This is a genomic window from Halopiger thermotolerans (genome assembly GCF_054654555.1).
Window position 1 is genome coordinate 178,737 of the sequence record NZ_BAAIEU010000001.1, and the last position, 14,897, is coordinate 193,633.

Here is a 14,897-nt window from a genome sequence, read left to right on the forward strand (position 1 = left end):
ACGATGCGCGTCACGCTGCTGGGTACCGGCGACACGACCGGTACGCCGACCGTCGGCTGCGACTGCGAAACCTGCGAGACGGCGCGGGAACGAGATCTCGAGCGAACGCGGTTCTCGGTCCATGTCGAAAACGAGCGCACCGACGAGTCGCTGCTGATCGATTTCAGCCCCGACTTTCGCTACCAGTTCCTCCGGGACGAGGTCCCCCTCCCCGACGCGGCCGTCGTCACGCACATCCACTTCGACCACCTCGACGGGCTGGGCAACGTCTTTCGCGTCCTCGATTCCCTCGAGGTCTACGCGGCCGACGAGACCGACCCGCAAACGGGCAAGAGCGTCGCCGAGACGGTCCGCGACGACTACCACTACCTCGATCCGCTCGAGGTCCACCCGACGACGCCGCTCGAGCCGGTCCGGGTCTGCGGGTTCGACGTAACGCTGGTGCCAGTCGAACACCCGCCGCTGCTGTGTTACGGGCTCGCGATCGAGGACCCCAAGACGGGCGCGAAGCTCTCGCTCTCGGGCGATACGAGCTACGGGATTCCGGCGGAATCGCGCGAGGTGCTCGCCGAGCCCGACCTCCTGCTGGCCGACGCCATCGTCCCTGCGCGGTTCTGCGAGCACCACCCCGTCGGCGGCCGCCACGAGGGGCCCGACGGCACTCCGCGAACGTTCGGCACGAAACACATGACTCGAGAGGGCGCGCTCGCGCTGGCGGAGGACCTCGCGGCGGAGCAGACGCGGCTAGTACATCTGGCCCACTACTACCCGGCCGACGAGGCCTTCGAGGAGCCGCTGGCGGTCGACGGCGAGCGGTACGTGCTCGAGTGAGCCGCGTCCGTTCGCGACGATCACGTGGCGGCTCGAAGGGCTGGCGCGACCGGCGTCGCGATCCGCGACCGCACGTGACGCCGACCGTGCGGACGGCGGCGGCTCGGAGACGAGGACGCCGGGTTACCGGCGGCGAGGGCTTTTAGTGTAGTTGCCCGTTCCCGTCTAGTGTACCGATGCTGGAACTCTACCAGTCAGAGGGCTGTCCGCACTGCGCGAAGGTTCGCGAGAAACTCTCGGAGCTCGGCGTCTCGTACGTCGCTCACAATCCGCGCCTTCCCGGCGGCGAGGGCGGTGACGTGACCAACGAGGCCACCTACGACGAGCTCACGGCCGGCGGCGAGGACCAGATTCCGTACCTCGTCGACACCGACCGCGGCGTCACGATGTACGAGAGCGACGAGATCGTCGACTACCTCGAGGAGCACTACGCGTAGGCCGCGCTCTGCGCTCTCCGCCGCGACCGATCGGTGAGAGCGGGAGCGAAAGCGAGCGGGAGAGTACGGAAAACGAGAACCGTCCGTCCGCAACCGACAACGGACGCTGGTTTTCACGATACCGGAACGCGTCGGCGCGAAGCTACGCCGACGCGGCGCGGAGTCGAACCTCGATTCCGTTCGGCGCGGAGATCGCCAGCCCACCCGCCGTCTCGGCGACCGAAACGTCGCGCCCCGCGAGTCGCTCTCGAATCGCCTCGAGCGCGTCCGCGTCCGGAACGACGACCTCGAACCACGAGAGGCCGCGGCTTCCGTCCGCGACCGGTTCCGTGCGACCGTTCCAGGTGTTCGCCCCGACGTGGTGGTGGTAGCCGCCAGCGGAGACGAACGTCGCGCCGGGCACTTCGGCCTGCACCTCGAACCCGAGCGCGTCCACGTAGACCTCCCGGAACGTCTCGAGCGAGGACACCTCGAGATGGACGTGGCCGACGTCAGTGCCGGCGGGAGCGCGGTCGTCCCCCGTGGCGGCGTCGGCGACGGCCTCGAGATCCAGCGGATCGGTGGCCATCCGAACCCGGCCGTCGTCGGTCCGGGGCCACTCCTCGCGTGGGTAGTCGCAGTAGATTTCGACGCCGTTCCCTTCGGGATCCGAGAGGTAGAGCGCCTCGCTCACGCGGTGGTCGGACGCCCCGTCGAGTCGCCACTGCTCCCGGACTCGCCGGAGCGCATCACCCAGCGCCGCGCGGGTCGGCACCCTGAACGCGGTGTGGTAGAGGCCGGTCTCCGACCGTCGTCGTTCCGGCGCGGCCGAGTCGGCCTCGAGGACGAGCAGCGGCGTTCCGCCGGCGCCGAGGATCACTTGCGACTCGTAGTCGTCCGCGGACTCCGCCTCGGAGCAACGAAGCTCCCGGAGTCCGACGACGTCGCGGTAGAACGCGGTCGTCGCCTCGAGATCGGCGACCCGAAGCGCAGTTCGGCCGAGGTGCGTCTCCGCCGGCAGTCCGTCGTCTTCGCCGTCCGCTGTCGTGGGCATACGGGGTATCGACGGCCGATCGTGATAGGCCTTCGCGGACGTCGGTCCGACCAGGTGACGCCGACGTTACCTCGGACGCGGTTCGACGTCGCTCAGCCGAACCGATCGAGTCCCGATTGGCGGCGCCGCTTGCCCGCGGGATCGGCCCGCCAGGGCGTTCGTCGGTCGCGTTCGGCCTCGAGGTCGACGTCCGGCGCCGCGGCCGGGTCGTACCCCGGACACGACGGGCCACACTCCGCGCCCGGATTGACGACGCGGTCGGCCCACTCGCAGTAGGGCAGGGTCGCCCCAAGCTCGTCCGGATCGGTCGGCTCGCAGGCGCGACAGGCCGGCAGTTCGTAGGTCCGCCACCCCTTGCCGTAGGCCCGCTCGGCGATCCGACGCCGCGCTCGCGCTTTCTCCGCGGGCGGGACGACGGCGATATCGGTCCGGCCGGGCAGCGCCTCGAGGGGTTCGATCCCCGGTTGGTCGACCGGAAGGGGCGTCGGCTCGCGGAGTACCTCGATCTCGGGCGCTCGATCGGAGTCTCCGTTCCGGTGGACCCGCCAGACGCCCACCGCCTCGGGAATCCGGTTCAGGTGGGCCCGCGTGACGTAGCTCTCGGTCGCGAGGATCGCCTCGTCGACGACGGCGAGGCTGACGTCCGTTCGCAACTGGGCCTCGAGGTCGCCCGGACGTCCCAGGTCGGGTTTGTTCTCGATACCGACGAGGGGGCCGTACCAGTCGGGGTAACGGGCGACCTGCCGGACGTACTCCCGTCCCTTCTGGCGCTCGCGTTCGAAGAAACCGATCTCGCAGGCCCGCTCGAGCGCTCGGCGCGCTCGCTCGGGGTGGCAGTCGTCCGGGACGGCGTCCTTCCAGTACCGCGCTCGCCCGGGGCCGACGTCGGACTCGATGGCCGCGTCGGGGATCGTCTCGCTCGTGATCGCGAGTCGGTCCTCGAACGCCGGGCCGGGCTCGACGCAGACGACGTCGAGGATCCGGCCGCCGGGATCGGCGACGCTCGCGCCGAGTTGTCGGGCCACGATCCCCTCCCGCCGGCTCTCGAGGCGGGCACACAACTCGAGTTCGAACGCGAACTCGCTGGCGGTCGACACGCTCGAGGAGAGGGAGCGAGGGGGCAAAAGGAGTCGGATCGACGGGCTGTCCGGCCGGCGGCCACCGGACGCGCTCGGACCGAGAGCCCTCGGCTGCGTGACCACTTCGATCGGCTGAACCCCACGGCGTCGTGTAGGTTCCGGGCGGGAGACCGCTATCAGAACAGTAGGTTTATCAGGCGCACGGCGGAAGCCATACCTAAGATTACTCATCGTCTTATGGCAGGAAATCAACAACCGGAGGTGAACATCGGGCTCGTCGGTCACGTCGACCACGGCAAGACCACGCTGGTCCAGGCCCTCAGCGGCTCGTGGACCGACCAGCACAGCGAGGAGATGAAGCGTGGCATCTCCATCAGGCTCGGCTACGCGGACGCGACGTTCCGCCACTGTCCCGGCCTGGACGAACCCGAGTGTTACACCGTCGAGGAGGAGTGTCCGGACGGCTCGGCAAGCGAGCCGCTGCGGACCGTTTCGTTCGTCGACGCCCCGGGGCACGAGACCCTGATGGCGACGATGCTCTCCGGCGCGTCGCTGATGGACGGCGCCGTGTTGGTCGTCAGCGCCAACGAGCCCGTGCCACAGCCCCAGACGGAAGAGCACCTGATGGCGCTGGACATCATCGGGATCGACAACATCGTCATCGCCCAGAACAAGGTCGACCTCGTCAGCAGCGATCAGGCCCGGCAGAACTACGAGGAGATCCAGGAGTTCGTCGAGGGCACCGTCGCCGAGGACGCCCCCGTCGTCCCGGTTTCGGCCGGCCAGGAGGTCAACCTCGACCTGCTGATCCAGGCCATCGAGGAGGAGATTCCGACGCCGGAGCGCGATCCGGACGCCGACCCGCGGATGCACGTCGCCCGGAGCTTCGACATCAACAAGCCCGGCACGGCCGCGGAGGACCTCGCCGGCGGCGTCCTCGGAGGCAGCCTCGTGCAGGGCGAACTCGAGGTCGGCGACGAGATCGAGATCCGCCCCGGCCGCGAGGTCGAGCGGGGCGGCCAGACCGAGTACGTCCCGATCGAGACGACGATCCGCTCGCTGCAGGCCGGCGGCGAGACCGTCGACACGGCCACGCCGGGCGGCCTGCTCGGCGTCGGCACCGGCCTCGATCCGTCGCTGACGAAAGGCGACGCGCTCGCGGGTCGGCTGGCCGGCCCGTCGGGCTCGCTCCCGCCGACGTGGCAGCGCTTTACGATGGACGTCGACCTGCTCGACCGCGTCGTCGGCGCCGAGAGCGGCGAGACCGTCGACGAGATCAGCACGGGCGAACCCCTGATGATGACCGTCGGAACGGCGACGACCGTCGGCGCGGTCACCAGCGCCCGCAGCGGCGAGTGCGAGGTCAACCTCAAGCGTCCCGTCGCGGCCGAGCCGGGCGCGAAGATCGCGATCAACCGCCGCATCGGCGCTCGCTGGCGGCTGATCGGACTCGGGACGCTCAAAGAGTAAGGAGTAACACTACGGCCATCGACGACGGACCAGGATGAGTACGGGGACGCCGAACGAGAATCGGAACGGAGCGCGGGTCGCACTCGACACGAGCGCGCTCATGATGCCGGTCGAACTCGACGTGCGCCTGTTCGACGAACTCGATCGGTTGCTCGAGGAGTTCGAGCCGACCGCGCCCCAGGCCGTGGTGGAAGAACTCCGCCGCCTCGCCGAGAAGGGCGGCACGGAGGGGACGGCCGCCAACGTCGGCCACGATCTGGCGACCGAACGCTGTCTCGTCGTCGACACGGAGGCATCGTACGCGGACGACGCCCTGGTCGAACTCGCCCGCGAGGGCAACGTCGACTACGTCGTCACGAACGACCGCCCGCTGCGCGACCGGGTGCTCGAGGCGAGCGTACCGGTAATTGCATTACGCGGGAGAAACAAGTTAGCGATCACTCAACCATAGATGTACAAACGGGTCAGACTGAAGGACACGGTGGAAGTACCGCCGGAGGAGCTCGGCGACGTCTCGCCGGACCTCGTGAAGCGACTGCTGCAGGACAAGCTCGAAGGACGGATGGACGAGGAGGTGGGGAGCATCGTCTCCGTCACCGAAGTCCACGACATCGGCGAGGGGACGGTGCTGCCCAACGAGCCGGGCGTCTACTACGAGGCCGACTTCGACGCCGTCACCTTCGATCCCCAGATGCAGGAGGTCGTCGACGGGACGGTCGTCGAGGTCGTCGAGTTCGGCGCCTTCGTCGGGATCGGCCCCGTCGACGGGCTGCTCCACGTCTCCCAGATCAGCGACGAGTACCTCGCGTTCGACGGCGAGAACCAGCGGCTGTCCTCGAACGAGTCCGACCGCGCGCTCGGCGTCGACGACGCCATCCGTACCCGCATCGTCACCAAGAGCATCGACGAGCGCAATCCGCGCGACTCGAAGATCGGCCTCACCGCGAAGCAGCCGGGCCTGGGCAAGCACGGCTGGCTCGAGGAGGAGCACGAAAAGCGCGAAGCGACCACCGCGACCGAGGGTGAGTAATCATGGCATCCGATCGCCTCGTCTGCCGGGAGTGTCACCGCGTGAACGATCCGGACAACGACACCTGCGACGCCTGTAACTCCTCCTCGCTGACCGAGGACTGGGCGGGGTACGTCGTCATCGCCCACCCCGAAGACAGCGAGATCGCCAGCGAGATGCAGATCACGGAACCGGGCGCGTACGCGCTGAAGGTCCGCTGATCACGGTTCCGAGGAACTCGAGGACGAGCCACCGAGCCACGAAACGCCTCTTTCTACACGCACACTCGTGACTGACGATACTGACACAGACACTGACACCGACGCCGACGAGAACGAGGACGCCGACTACGAGCGCCTGCTCACTCTCCCCGACGATCTCCGCGCGGAGCTCAAGGAACCGATCGGCCCCGTCGAGACCGACGCCGAGCGGCTGCTTTCCGACGTCGACGGCGCGCTCATCGCCGTCGGCGACGTCGTCACCTACCACCTGCTCGAGGCCGGCCGCGCGCCCGACGTCGCGCTCGTCGACGAGCGGACCGAGCGCGAGGCGGTCGACGAGGAGGTCCGCGAGACGATCGCCGCCGAGACCCACCTCGAGGCGGTGAACCCGCCGGCCGAAATTTCCGCGGAAGTGATCGAGGCGCTGCTCGAGGCGCTGGCTCGCGACGAGCCGACGACGATCCTCGTCGAGGGCGAGGAGGATCTGGTCGTCCTGCCGGCGATCGTCGCCGCGCCGGAGGGCGCGAGCGTCGTCTACGGCCAGCCCGGTGAGGGGATGGTCCACGTGCGGGTGACCGACGACCACCGCGAGCGGATGCGGGCGCTGCTCGAGCGCTTCGAGGGCGACGCGGAGCGGTTGTGGCGGTTGCTCGAGGACCGCGAGGCCTAATCGGGTGCCGGCGCGGTCGCGGCGACGCCGCTTTCCCTTCGACAGGATATTTACCGGCCGACGTGAACGTGACCGACATGTTCGATTTCGTCGTCGTCGGCGTCGGTCCCGCCGGTGCGCGCTTCGCGCGGCGGGCCGCCGAGAAGGGCTACGACGTGCTGGCGTTAGAGCAGGGGACGATCGGCACCCCGCTGGCCTGTTCGGGCCACGTCAGCACGGACATTTGGGACTTCACCGGCCGCGGCGCCCGCGATGACCTCTTTCAGAACGAGATCTACGGCGCGCGCTTTCACGTCGGCGGCCCGCGCAGCGACGCCTACCCCTTCTACAAGCGCGAGGTCGCCTCGAACGTCATCGACCGCGTCGGCCTGGATCGCCACCTCGCGGACCTCGCCCGCGAGGCCGGCGCAGACGTCCGCGAGGAACACACCGTCACCGACGTCCGCGAGCGCCACGACCGCGTCGAGGTCGTCGCGAACGGCCCCGACGGCGTCGTCACCCACGAGGCGCGGATGGTCGCCGGCTGCGACGGCCCGCGCTCGAGGGTCCGGGACGAACTCGGACTCCCCGAACCCGACGAACTGCTCCACGGGGTGCTCGCCTTCTCGGACGAGGCGGACGACCAGGACTTCGTCGACGTCCACCTCACCCCGCCGACGTTCTTCGCGTGGCGCATCCCGCGCGGCGACGCCGGCGTCGAGTACGGGCTGGCGGCGCCGCCGGGCGTGCACGTGACCAAGCACTTCGAGGAACTGATCGACGGCTACGAGGTCGACGTCTCCCACCGCTGTTCCGGCGCGATCCCGATCGGCCCGCCGGATCGCGTCACCTCGAGACGCGGCTTTCTGCTCGGGGACGCGGCCGCCCAGACCAAGCCGTTCACCGGCGGCGGCATCCTCTACGGCATGACCTGCGCCGACCACGCCGCGCGGGAGATCGATCCAGAGCGCCCGACGACGCTGGCGGCTTACGAGCGCGCCTGGCGCGACGATCTCGAGCGCGAGCAGGAACTGGCCCACTGGATCCGGCGGGCCTACTCGCTGCCCGAGCCGGTCCAGCGGCTCGGACTGGGCGCGCTGTCGGGCGAAATCGGCGTCCACATGGACCGGCCGACCTCGCTGCTCTCGGCGGACCACCTCCGCGCGATGCTCGCGCGGGTGTGGCGCTAAGTCCGATATCGACCGTCCTCGAGGTCGGCGGTTGGGGTAGCTCAGGCTCAGGCGGTCCGCGGCGGAACGGACGCCCGCGTCCGGAACAGGTTCTCGGGGTCGTACTCGGTTTTGACGTCGACCAACCGCTCGTAGTTGTCGCCGAACGTCGCCCGCGCGGGGTCGTCCTCCTCGTTCAGGCCCGGGAAGTTCCCGTACCGGCCGGCCGCGACCGACAGCGCTCGGACGTCGGCGATCGCGTCCCGCGCCCAGGCGACGTTCGCGTCGTCGTCGGCCGGCTCCTCCCAGTTGGCCTCGACGGTGAGCATGTACGGCTTGTCGCGGTGCCAGAACGCGGTCGCGTCCTGTGGCACCTCGGCGACCGCTCCGTCGAGGTGCCAGAGGTCGATCGTCGAGAGCGGCGACGGGGCGGCCTCGTTGGCCCGGACCATCAGGTCGCGGACGTCCTCGGTGACCGCCTCGAGGTAGATCGACTTCCAGTAGTAGCGCAGCCCGTCGGGGTAGTCCTCGTCGAGCATCGACTGCAGGTCGACGAACGGCATCGGGCCGCTGAAGTCGGCGATCGGCGTCGCGGCCGTCAGCAGCGGCTCGAAGACCCCCTCGGCGTCCGCTGGGTCGCCACGGTACGAGCCGAGCATGGCGACGGCCGGTTCTCCCCACCGCTCCTCGGGGAACTCCTCGAGAGGGGGCACGTGGGCGGTGAACGCGAGGACGCCGGCATCGCGCGGGGCGTCGGCGGTCCACTCGAGGTAGCGCTCGAAGACCTCGTCCGTGTCAGCAGCGTGGAACCACGCGAAGAGCACCGCCACCTCGGGGCCGACCTCGTAGCAGTCGAACTCGAAGCTGGTGACGATCCCGAGCGCGCCGCCGCTACCGCGGATCCCCCAGAACAGCTCCGGGCTCTCGTCCTCGCTGGCGGTTCGAACCCGACCGTCCGCGGTCACCACGTCGACCGAGCGGAGGTTGTCGAGCGACAGCCCGTACTCGCGGCTCAGGTGGCCGTAGCCGCCGTTGAGCGTCAGCCCGGCGACGCCGGTCTGCGAGACGGCGCCCAGCGGCGTCGCGAGCCCGAACAGCTGGGTCTCGCGGTCGACGTCGCCCAGCGGCGTCGCGAGCCCGAACAGCTGGGTCTCGCGGTCGACGTCGCCCAGCGTCGCCCCGCCCTCGACCCGGACCGTCCGCTCGTCGGGGTCGACGCGAACGCCGTTCATCGGCTCGAGGTCGACGACGAGGGCGCCGTCGCGGACGGCCGTCCCCGCGACGTTGTGGCCGCCGCCTCGAACCGTCAGCGCGAGTCCCTGTTCGCGGGCGAAAGTCACCGCCGCGACGACGTCGGCGGCGCCGGTACAGCGGGCGACGATCGCGGGATACTCGTCGATCATGCCGTTCCAGACTCGACGCGCCTCGTCGTACGCCGGATCCGACGGACGGATCACGTCGCCGGCGAACTCGGCCTCGAACGACCGAATCGCGCTTCCCGGAACGTTTTCGAACGCTTCCTCACCGGGTGTTTTGTGTACTGTTCCCATACAACACGATACGCGACCGGCGACGATAAACTAGTTTGCTCGCCAACACGACGATCTCCCACCCGGATATGACGGCCGAGCGGCGGGCTGAAACTCGGCGCCGGCGCTCCCGGACGGATCGATCGACGCTGCGTTCGAGAGCGTTCCGGCCGCGATCATATATTAATTATTAATTATGTAATCTATATCGCCGCCGGCGACCTATACCTAGCGAGGGACAATGGCAGTAACTACCACACCCGTGGACGACGGCGTACTGGACGGATTCGGCGAGGGCCTGCACGGCGACTTGCTTCGACCGGAGAGTCCGAACTACGACGAGGCGCGGTCCATCTGGAACGGGATGATCGATCGACGCCCGACGGCGATCGTCCGCGCGAGGGGCGTCTCGGACGTGATCGCGACGGTGGACTTCGCCCGCGAACACGATCTGTTGCTGGCGATCCGCGGCGGCGGACACCACATCGCCGGGAACGCAGTCTGCGACGACGGACTGATGCTCGATTGCTCCGCGATGCGGTCGGTGCAGGTCGATCCGGAGCGCCGGACGGCCCGCGTCGAACCGGGCGCGACGCTCGCCGATATGGACCACGAGACGCAGGCGTTCGGCCTGGCGACGCCGCTGGGGATCAACTCGACGACCGGCGTCGCCGGGCTGACGCTGGGCGGCGGCTTCGGCTGGCTCACTCGCAAGTACGGGATGACCGTCGACAACCTCCGCGCGGTCGATATCGTCACCGCTAACGGCGAACTGCGCCGCGCGAGCGAGGACGAGAACCCGGAGCTGTTCTGGGGAGTCCGCGGCGGCGGCGGTAACTTCGGGGTGGTGACCTCGTTCGAGTTCGACCTTCACGAGGTGGGACCGGAGGTGCTCGCGGGGCCGATCGTCTACCGGGGAGAGGACGCGCCGGACGTCCTCCGACACGTCCGCGATTTCAACGAGGACGCGCCCGACGAGTCGACGGTCTGGATGGTCCTCCGAAAGGCGCCGCCGCTCCCGTTCCTCCCGGAGGACGTCCACGGCGTCGGCGTCGTCATCGTCGTCGCGTTCTACGCCGGCGATACGGAGGAGGGCGAGGACGTGCTGGCTCCGCTCCGGGAGTTCGGCGATCCGATCGCCGACGGCGTCGGGCCGCAATCCTACGCCGAGTTCCAGCAGTCGTTCGACCCGCTGCTCACCGAGGGCGCCCGCAACTACTGGAAGTCCCACCTCTTCGAGGACCTCTCCGACGACGCCATCGACACGGCCGTCGAGTACGCGGAGACGCTTCCGTCGCCGCTCTCGGAGATCTTCTTCGGGCAAGTCGGCGGCGCGATGGCGCGCGTTCCGGCCGACGCGACCGCCTACCCCCACCGCGACGCCGAGTACGGGATGAACGTCCACACGCGCTGGGAGGACCCGGCCGACGACGACCGCTGTATCGCGTGGGCCAGGGAGTTCTTCGACGCCATGGCACCGCACGCGACCGGCGACGTCTACGTGAACTTCGTCAGCGAGCGGACGGGCGAGGAGTCCGTCGCCTACGGCGAGAACTACGAGCGACTGGCCGAACTGAAGGCGACGTACGATCCGGAGAACCTGTTCCGGATGAACCAGAACGTCGAACCGGCCGCGTAACCGGCGCGGCACGGTTGCAGTTCGGATGACAGCACGTCGCAGCGGGCGAGAAAGTCGCCCGCTCGAGAGTGACGATTATCCCGCCGGCGGACGATCGGACCGTATGAGCGACCCAATGGCACCGGCGGACGACGAGAACGGGGACGACGACACTGGCGGGGCCACCCTCGGCGCCGGTATCGCGGTCGGCACCGCGATCGGCGTCGCCATCGGCACGGCGACCGACGACCTGGCGCTGTGGCTGTCGATCGGCGTTGCCCTCGGCGTCGCGATCGGCGCGGGCTGGGACGCACGCGAGTGAGCGACCGAGCGAGTGAGTTACGATCCGCCGGCGTTTCGGCCGCTCACCTGCTGACTTTCGTCCTCGGCCGCCGTCCCGTCGCCGCGTTTCTGGGCCACGACGTACTGCACCTCGACGACCAGCGACTCGTCGCCGTGGGGCCGGATCTCCTCGTAGAGCCGATCGGCCAGCCCCGGCTCCGGCCCGGGCTCGTTACTCGAGACCGTGACGACGACCCGATCGACCGACTGGATCGGGTACTCGCCGTCGAGTTCGACCGCGACGTCCTCGAGTTCGTACGCCTTGTACTGCGAATTTGCGAGCACCGCCTGTGCCTCCTCCTCGGCCGCCGACTCGAGTTCGGTCGTCTGGAAGTCGACCAGCGTCACCCCCGCCAGCGGCGCGGCCAGCGCCAGCAGCGCGACGCCGAAGATCGTCGCGTAGACGTAGGTCGGCCGGCGGGTGGGCGAGACCTCGAACAGTCCCTGCGGGCGGTAGCCGGCGACCCACAGCGTGCCCAGCGCGGCGAGGTTGATCGAGAGCAGGTTGACGATCACGAGCGCGGCGGCGCCGATCGCCGCGCCGTACATCCCCCAGGCGACGGTGATGCCGACCGCAGCGGAGGGCGGGATCAGCGCCGCGGCGATCATGACGCCGACGATCGCCTCCGAGAAGCCCCGCGTCAGGCTCAGGATGCCGGCGATACCGGCGCCGAGCGCGACCGCGAGCGAGAACAGGTTCGGAGCGACCCGCTCCTCGAGTTCGGTCGCGGCGACGATGTCGACCCCCGCCGGCTCGAGGCCGGCCGCGCGAGCGAGCATGGCGAGGCCGATCGACGCGACGACGACCGCCGTGACGCCGATGACCTGGTAGACGAAGCCCGTGCGCTTGAGTCGGTCGTCGCCGGTGACGATACCGACGTTGGCGGCCAGCGCCGGACCGAGCAACGGCGCGATGACCATCGCCCCGATCACGACCGCGGGCGAGTCCGAAAGTAGACCGGCTGTGGCGACGACGGCGCTGATGAGCAGCATGACGGCGTAGATTAGGAAGGGCGGCGTGAGTTCGTCGGCCTTCGTCCGCAGCACCTGCCGCGAGGTGCGCGCCCCCTTCTTGCCGCCGCGGCTGTACTGATCGCGGAGCGTCGTGAACTCCCCGGAGATGACCGTCTCGGCATTGATCACCACGACGCTGGCCTCGTCACCGATGCCGGCCCGCCGGAGCCGATCGAGCACCGGCTCGACGGCCCGCGTCGGCAGCGGGAAGCGGACGACCGCGGCGTACCCTCTGCCGCTGGTCTCGTCGCTGACGACGTAGTCGATCCCTTCGTCCTCGAGGACGTCGAGCACGGCCCGGCGCTTCCCCTCCGGAACCGTGATCTCGAGATAGCGCATACCGGGGGATCCACGGAGTCGCGGATAGTAGTGCGGTCGGCAGTGGACGGGGAGAAATCGGCGACGGCTCGGCGCTCGTTCCCGTCCCCGTCGAGATCGGACCGCGAGTAGAAGGCGAACTGAGGAGACCGAAAACGACCGCCGTCAGTGATCGGTGCCGACGATGCCGCACGCGATCGCGTCGGGGTCGCGGATCTCCTCGCCGTCGACCGCGTCCGGGTCCAGCACCAGCACCGTGTCGTCCGGCATCTCGTCCTCGATCTGGACCGCACACCCCAGCGCGTCCGCGAGTTCGTCGACGTCCTCGAGATCGAAATCGCGCTCGAGGAGGAGTTCAGCGTTGGCCCGCGAGAGGACGATTACGAGTTCGCCCGGCGCGGTGCCCTCGCTCTCCTCGGCTTCGCGCAGCGTCGCCAGCGAGTCGGCGCTTACCGCCTCGAGCGAGCGGATCGTCACGCGCTCGGTGTCGGAGCCGGGCGCCTCGGCCGACTGCGTGCGCAGCCGCGCGGCTAGTTCCTCGAAGTCGGTTCCCGTATCGATCGGCGGATCGCCGCTCGTACTCGAGCCCATACCGGGCGTCCGCGGTCGCCGTCCTTGACCGTGGGGCCGGCCAGTTCCGGCCGGTCCGCTCGTCCGGCCGCCGTCGAGGAGACGGGTTCGCTACCGGTACTCCGGCAGCCGATCCGACCGATCCGATCCCTCGTAGAACGGGAGTTCGGTCCGGGTCGCGGGCACCTCCTCCCCGCCGACCCGAACCGTCAGCGCGTCGCTCTCGAGCCCGTAGTCGACGAGCGCGAGCGCGATGACGTCCTCGAGCAGCGGGCTCTCGCCGGCGCGGGTGACCTCGCCGACGGAGGCGTCGCCGTCGAAGACCGCGGCGCCGGAGTCCGGAACCTGCGGGTCGTCAGCATCGCCGCCGTCCCCGTCGTCGCTCATAGCCGCGTCCTCGAGCGTCAGCCCGATCAGCCGCCGGCTCGGCTGGCCCTGATTCTCGACCCGGGAGACGACCTCCTGGCCGACGTAACAGCCCTTCTCGAAGTCGAGGGCGTTCCGGAGACCGAGCACGTTCGGCACCGTCCCCTCGAGTTCGGTCGCGAACAGGGGCGAACCGGCCTCGAGGGTGAGCGAGTCCCAGGTCCGGTAGCCGAAGGGGGCGGCGTTCAGCCCCTGCGTGAGGAGGATGTCGTAGACGGCCTCGGCCTCCTCGGCCGCGCAGATGACCTCGTAGCTCTCCTCGCCGGTGAGCGCGTCGGTTCGAATGACGGTGACGCCAGCGTCGCCCATCGTCCCGCGGACGAACGAGTAGCGCTCGTCTGGCGAGGGCGCGCCGTTGAGCACGCTGGCGATCTTCTCGGTCGCGTGCGGGCCGTGAATCCCGAAGACGGCGTAGTCGTCGGTCGCGAGCCGGATGTCGACGTCCTGGATGAAGACCTTCTCGGACCAGTCCTCGACCAGCGGCTCGGCCTTCGTCGGCGGCGTAAAGAGCAGGAGTCGCTTGCCGGCGTTGTAGACGTACAGCTCGACCTTGATACCGCCCTGCGGGTCGAGCACGAGCGCGTAACAGCCCTGCCCGTCCTCGGCGGGAACCCGGTTCGAGACGACGTTGTCGACGTACTCGAGGCGGTCCTCGCCCTCGACGACCACGACGCCGTAGGCCATCTCGAGCAGGCCGACGCCGTTGCGGACGGCCCGGTGGGTGCGCTCCGGGCGGCCGAAGTGCTCGACGATCGTTCGGCCGTCCCGCTCGCCGAATACGGCCCCGTGATCGGCGTGGACGGATTCGATGACGGTCATAGCTACTAGCTGGGGCCTGTACCCCACAGGCGTTTCGATTCGATACTCAAAACGGGAACCGATCGCGGAGCCAGTCGCCGATCGACTGGTCGTCGTTCTCGTCCGTCGGCGCGTCGGGAACCACCCGCTCGTCGGGTTTGATCACCGTCTCGCCGGCGTTTTTCTCGACGACGATCAGGTCGTCGTCCTTCAGCGTCGAGAGGGCCTCCTCGAGGTCGTCGATGTCGGTTTCGACGGCGGCGCGGAGTTCGAACACGGTCATGCCGTCGTCGGCGCGGTCGACGAGTTCGTCGAGGACCGCGACCTCCGTCCCCTCCCGGTCCCGGAACTCCCGCTTTGCTCTCATCCGTCTGGATGTTCGAC

Annotated in this window: 17 protein-coding genes; 10 read left to right on the forward strand and 7 right to left on the reverse strand. The window is 69.3% G+C overall.

The window, feature by feature from the left end; all coding sequences use genetic code 11:
• The first annotated feature begins 3 nt into the window (after positions 1-3).
• Entirely contained in the window at positions 4-831 is an 828-nt protein-coding gene (locus ACYQ26_RS00945; RefSeq protein ID WP_459806421.1) for an MBL fold metallo-hydrolase, read from the forward strand.
• Positions 832-1,007: 176 nt separating this feature from the next.
• Complete coding sequence (locus ACYQ26_RS00950; protein ID WP_459806422.1) at positions 1,008-1,268, forward strand: glutathione S-transferase N-terminal domain-containing protein; 261 nt, start codon at positions 1,008-1,010, stop codon at positions 1,266-1,268.
• A 142-nt stretch (positions 1,269-1,410) separates the two neighbouring features.
• Here ACYQ26_RS00950 and ACYQ26_RS00955 read toward each other — a convergent pair whose 3' ends face one another.
• A complete protein-coding gene (locus ACYQ26_RS00955; RefSeq protein ID WP_459806423.1) occupies positions 1,411-2,301 on the reverse strand; it encodes a VOC family protein in 891 nt (296 codons plus the stop codon).
• 92 nt (positions 2,302-2,393) lie between these two features.
• Positions 2,394-3,398, reverse strand: coding sequence for a DUF5787 family protein (locus ACYQ26_RS00960; protein WP_459806424.1), 1,005 nt, complete (start codon positions 3,396-3,398; stop codon positions 2,394-2,396).
• 219 nt (positions 3,399-3,617) lie between these two features.
• On the opposite strand from ACYQ26_RS00960, the gene ACYQ26_RS00965 reads away from it, so the two are divergent.
• From ACYQ26_RS00965 to ACYQ26_RS00990, 6 genes are all read left to right on the forward strand, one after another.
• Positions 3,618-4,850, forward strand: coding sequence for a translation initiation factor IF-2 subunit gamma (locus ACYQ26_RS00965; protein WP_459806425.1), 1,233 nt, complete (start codon positions 3,618-3,620; stop codon positions 4,848-4,850).
• Positions 4,851-4,884: 34 nt separating this feature from the next.
• Positions 4,885-5,301, forward strand: coding sequence for a type II toxin-antitoxin system VapC family toxin (locus ACYQ26_RS00970; protein WP_459806426.1), 417 nt, complete (start codon positions 4,885-4,887; stop codon positions 5,299-5,301).
• Entirely contained in the window at positions 5,302-5,880 is a 579-nt protein-coding gene (locus ACYQ26_RS00975; protein WP_459806427.1) for a DNA-directed RNA polymerase, read from the forward strand.
• A gap of 2 nt (positions 5,881-5,882) precedes the next feature.
• Positions 5,883-6,080 (forward strand): transcription elongation factor subunit Spt4, encoded by a 198-nt coding sequence (gene spt4, locus ACYQ26_RS00980; protein WP_459806428.1) that lies wholly within the window; start codon positions 5,883-5,885, stop codon positions 6,078-6,080.
• A 67-nt stretch (positions 6,081-6,147) separates the two neighbouring features.
• Positions 6,148-6,750 (forward strand): GTP-dependent dephospho-CoA kinase family protein, encoded by a 603-nt coding sequence (locus ACYQ26_RS00985; protein ID WP_459806429.1) that lies wholly within the window; start codon positions 6,148-6,150, stop codon positions 6,748-6,750.
• 77 nt (positions 6,751-6,827) lie between these two features.
• Positions 6,828-7,919, forward strand: coding sequence for a geranylgeranyl reductase family protein (locus ACYQ26_RS00990; protein WP_459806430.1), 1,092 nt, complete (start codon positions 6,828-6,830; stop codon positions 7,917-7,919).
• 47 nt (positions 7,920-7,966) lie between these two features.
• On the opposite strand, the gene ACYQ26_RS00995 is transcribed toward ACYQ26_RS00990, so the two are convergent.
• Positions 7,967-9,448, reverse strand: coding sequence for an FAD-binding oxidoreductase (locus tag ACYQ26_RS00995; protein WP_459806431.1), 1,482 nt, complete (start codon positions 9,446-9,448; stop codon positions 7,967-7,969).
• Between the two features lie 220 nt (positions 9,449-9,668).
• On the opposite strand from ACYQ26_RS00995, the gene ACYQ26_RS01000 reads away from it, so the two are divergent.
• On the forward strand, positions 9,669-11,066 hold the full coding sequence (locus ACYQ26_RS01000; RefSeq protein ID WP_459806432.1) for an FAD-binding oxidoreductase: 1,398 nt from the start codon (positions 9,669-9,671) through the stop codon (positions 11,064-11,066).
• 103 nt (positions 11,067-11,169) lie between these two features.
• The gene (locus ACYQ26_RS01005) at positions 11,170-11,367 is read left to right on the forward strand and encodes a glycine zipper domain-containing protein (protein ID WP_459806433.1); all 198 of its coding nucleotides are present in this window, start codon (positions 11,170-11,172) and stop codon (positions 11,365-11,367) included.
• A gap of 17 nt (positions 11,368-11,384) precedes the next feature.
• On the opposite strand, the gene ACYQ26_RS01010 is transcribed toward ACYQ26_RS01005, so the two are convergent.
• The 4 genes from ACYQ26_RS01010 to ACYQ26_RS01025 all read right to left on the reverse strand — a co-directional run bounded on the left by ACYQ26_RS01010 (position 11,385) and on the right by ACYQ26_RS01025 (position 14,880).
• Positions 11,385-12,740: a TIGR00341 family protein gene (locus ACYQ26_RS01010; protein ID WP_459806434.1), complete on the reverse strand. Its 1,356-nt coding sequence runs from the start codon at positions 12,738-12,740 to the stop codon at positions 11,385-11,387.
• 144 nt (positions 12,741-12,884) lie between these two features.
• Positions 12,885-13,310, reverse strand: a complete 426-nt coding sequence (locus tag ACYQ26_RS01015) for a hypothetical protein (RefSeq protein WP_459806435.1) — start codon at positions 13,308-13,310, stop codon at positions 12,885-12,887.
• A gap of 90 nt (positions 13,311-13,400) precedes the next feature.
• The gene (ygfZ, locus tag ACYQ26_RS01020; protein WP_459806436.1) at positions 13,401-14,534 is read right to left on the reverse strand and encodes a CAF17-like 4Fe-4S cluster assembly/insertion protein YgfZ; all 1,134 of its coding nucleotides are present in this window, start codon (positions 14,532-14,534) and stop codon (positions 13,401-13,403) included.
• Between the two features lie 46 nt (positions 14,535-14,580).
• Entirely contained in the window at positions 14,581-14,880 is a 300-nt protein-coding gene (locus ACYQ26_RS01025) for a DUF6432 family protein (protein ID WP_459806437.1), read from the reverse strand.
• Positions 14,881-14,897: the final 17 nt, after the last annotated feature.

Excerpts from the sequence above, each read along its gene's own strand:
- ACYQ26_RS00945 (WP_459806421.1), top strand. The coding sequence starts at position 4 with ATGCGCGTCACGCTGCTGGGTACCGGCGACACGACCGGTACGCCGACC.
- ACYQ26_RS00950 (WP_459806422.1), top strand. The coding sequence starts at position 1,008 with ATGCTGGAACTCTACCAGTCAGAGGGCTGTCCGCACTGCGCGAAGGTT.
- ACYQ26_RS00955 (WP_459806423.1), bottom strand. The coding sequence starts at position 2,301 with ATGCCCACGACAGCGGACGGCGAAGACGACGGACTGCCGGCGGAGACG.
- ACYQ26_RS00965 (WP_459806425.1), top strand. The coding sequence starts at position 3,618 with ATGGCAGGAAATCAACAACCGGAGGTGAACATCGGGCTCGTCGGTCAC.
- ACYQ26_RS00970 (WP_459806426.1), top strand. The coding sequence starts at position 4,885 with ATGAGTACGGGGACGCCGAACGAGAATCGGAACGGAGCGCGGGTCGCA.
- ACYQ26_RS00975 (WP_459806427.1), top strand. The coding sequence starts at position 5,302 with ATGTACAAACGGGTCAGACTGAAGGACACGGTGGAAGTACCGCCGGAG.
- spt4 (WP_459806428.1), top strand. The coding sequence starts at position 5,883 with ATGGCATCCGATCGCCTCGTCTGCCGGGAGTGTCACCGCGTGAACGAT.
- ACYQ26_RS00990 (WP_459806430.1), top strand. The coding sequence starts at position 6,828 with ATGTTCGATTTCGTCGTCGTCGGCGTCGGTCCCGCCGGTGCGCGCTTC.
- ACYQ26_RS00995 (WP_459806431.1), bottom strand. The coding sequence starts at position 9,448 with ATGGGAACAGTACACAAAACACCCGGTGAGGAAGCGTTCGAAAACGTT.
- ACYQ26_RS01000 (WP_459806432.1), top strand. The coding sequence starts at position 9,669 with ATGGCAGTAACTACCACACCCGTGGACGACGGCGTACTGGACGGATTC.
- ACYQ26_RS01005 (WP_459806433.1), top strand. The coding sequence starts at position 11,170 with ATGAGCGACCCAATGGCACCGGCGGACGACGAGAACGGGGACGACGAC.
- ACYQ26_RS01010 (WP_459806434.1), bottom strand. The coding sequence starts at position 12,740 with ATGCGCTATCTCGAGATCACGGTTCCGGAGGGGAAGCGCCGGGCCGTG.
- ACYQ26_RS01015 (WP_459806435.1), bottom strand. The coding sequence starts at position 13,310 with ATGGGCTCGAGTACGAGCGGCGATCCGCCGATCGATACGGGAACCGAC.
- ygfZ (WP_459806436.1), bottom strand. The coding sequence starts at position 14,534 with ATGACCGTCATCGAATCCGTCCACGCCGATCACGGGGCCGTATTCGGC.
- ACYQ26_RS01025 (WP_459806437.1), bottom strand. The coding sequence starts at position 14,880 with ATGAGAGCAAAGCGGGAGTTCCGGGACCGGGAGGGGACGGAGGTCGCG.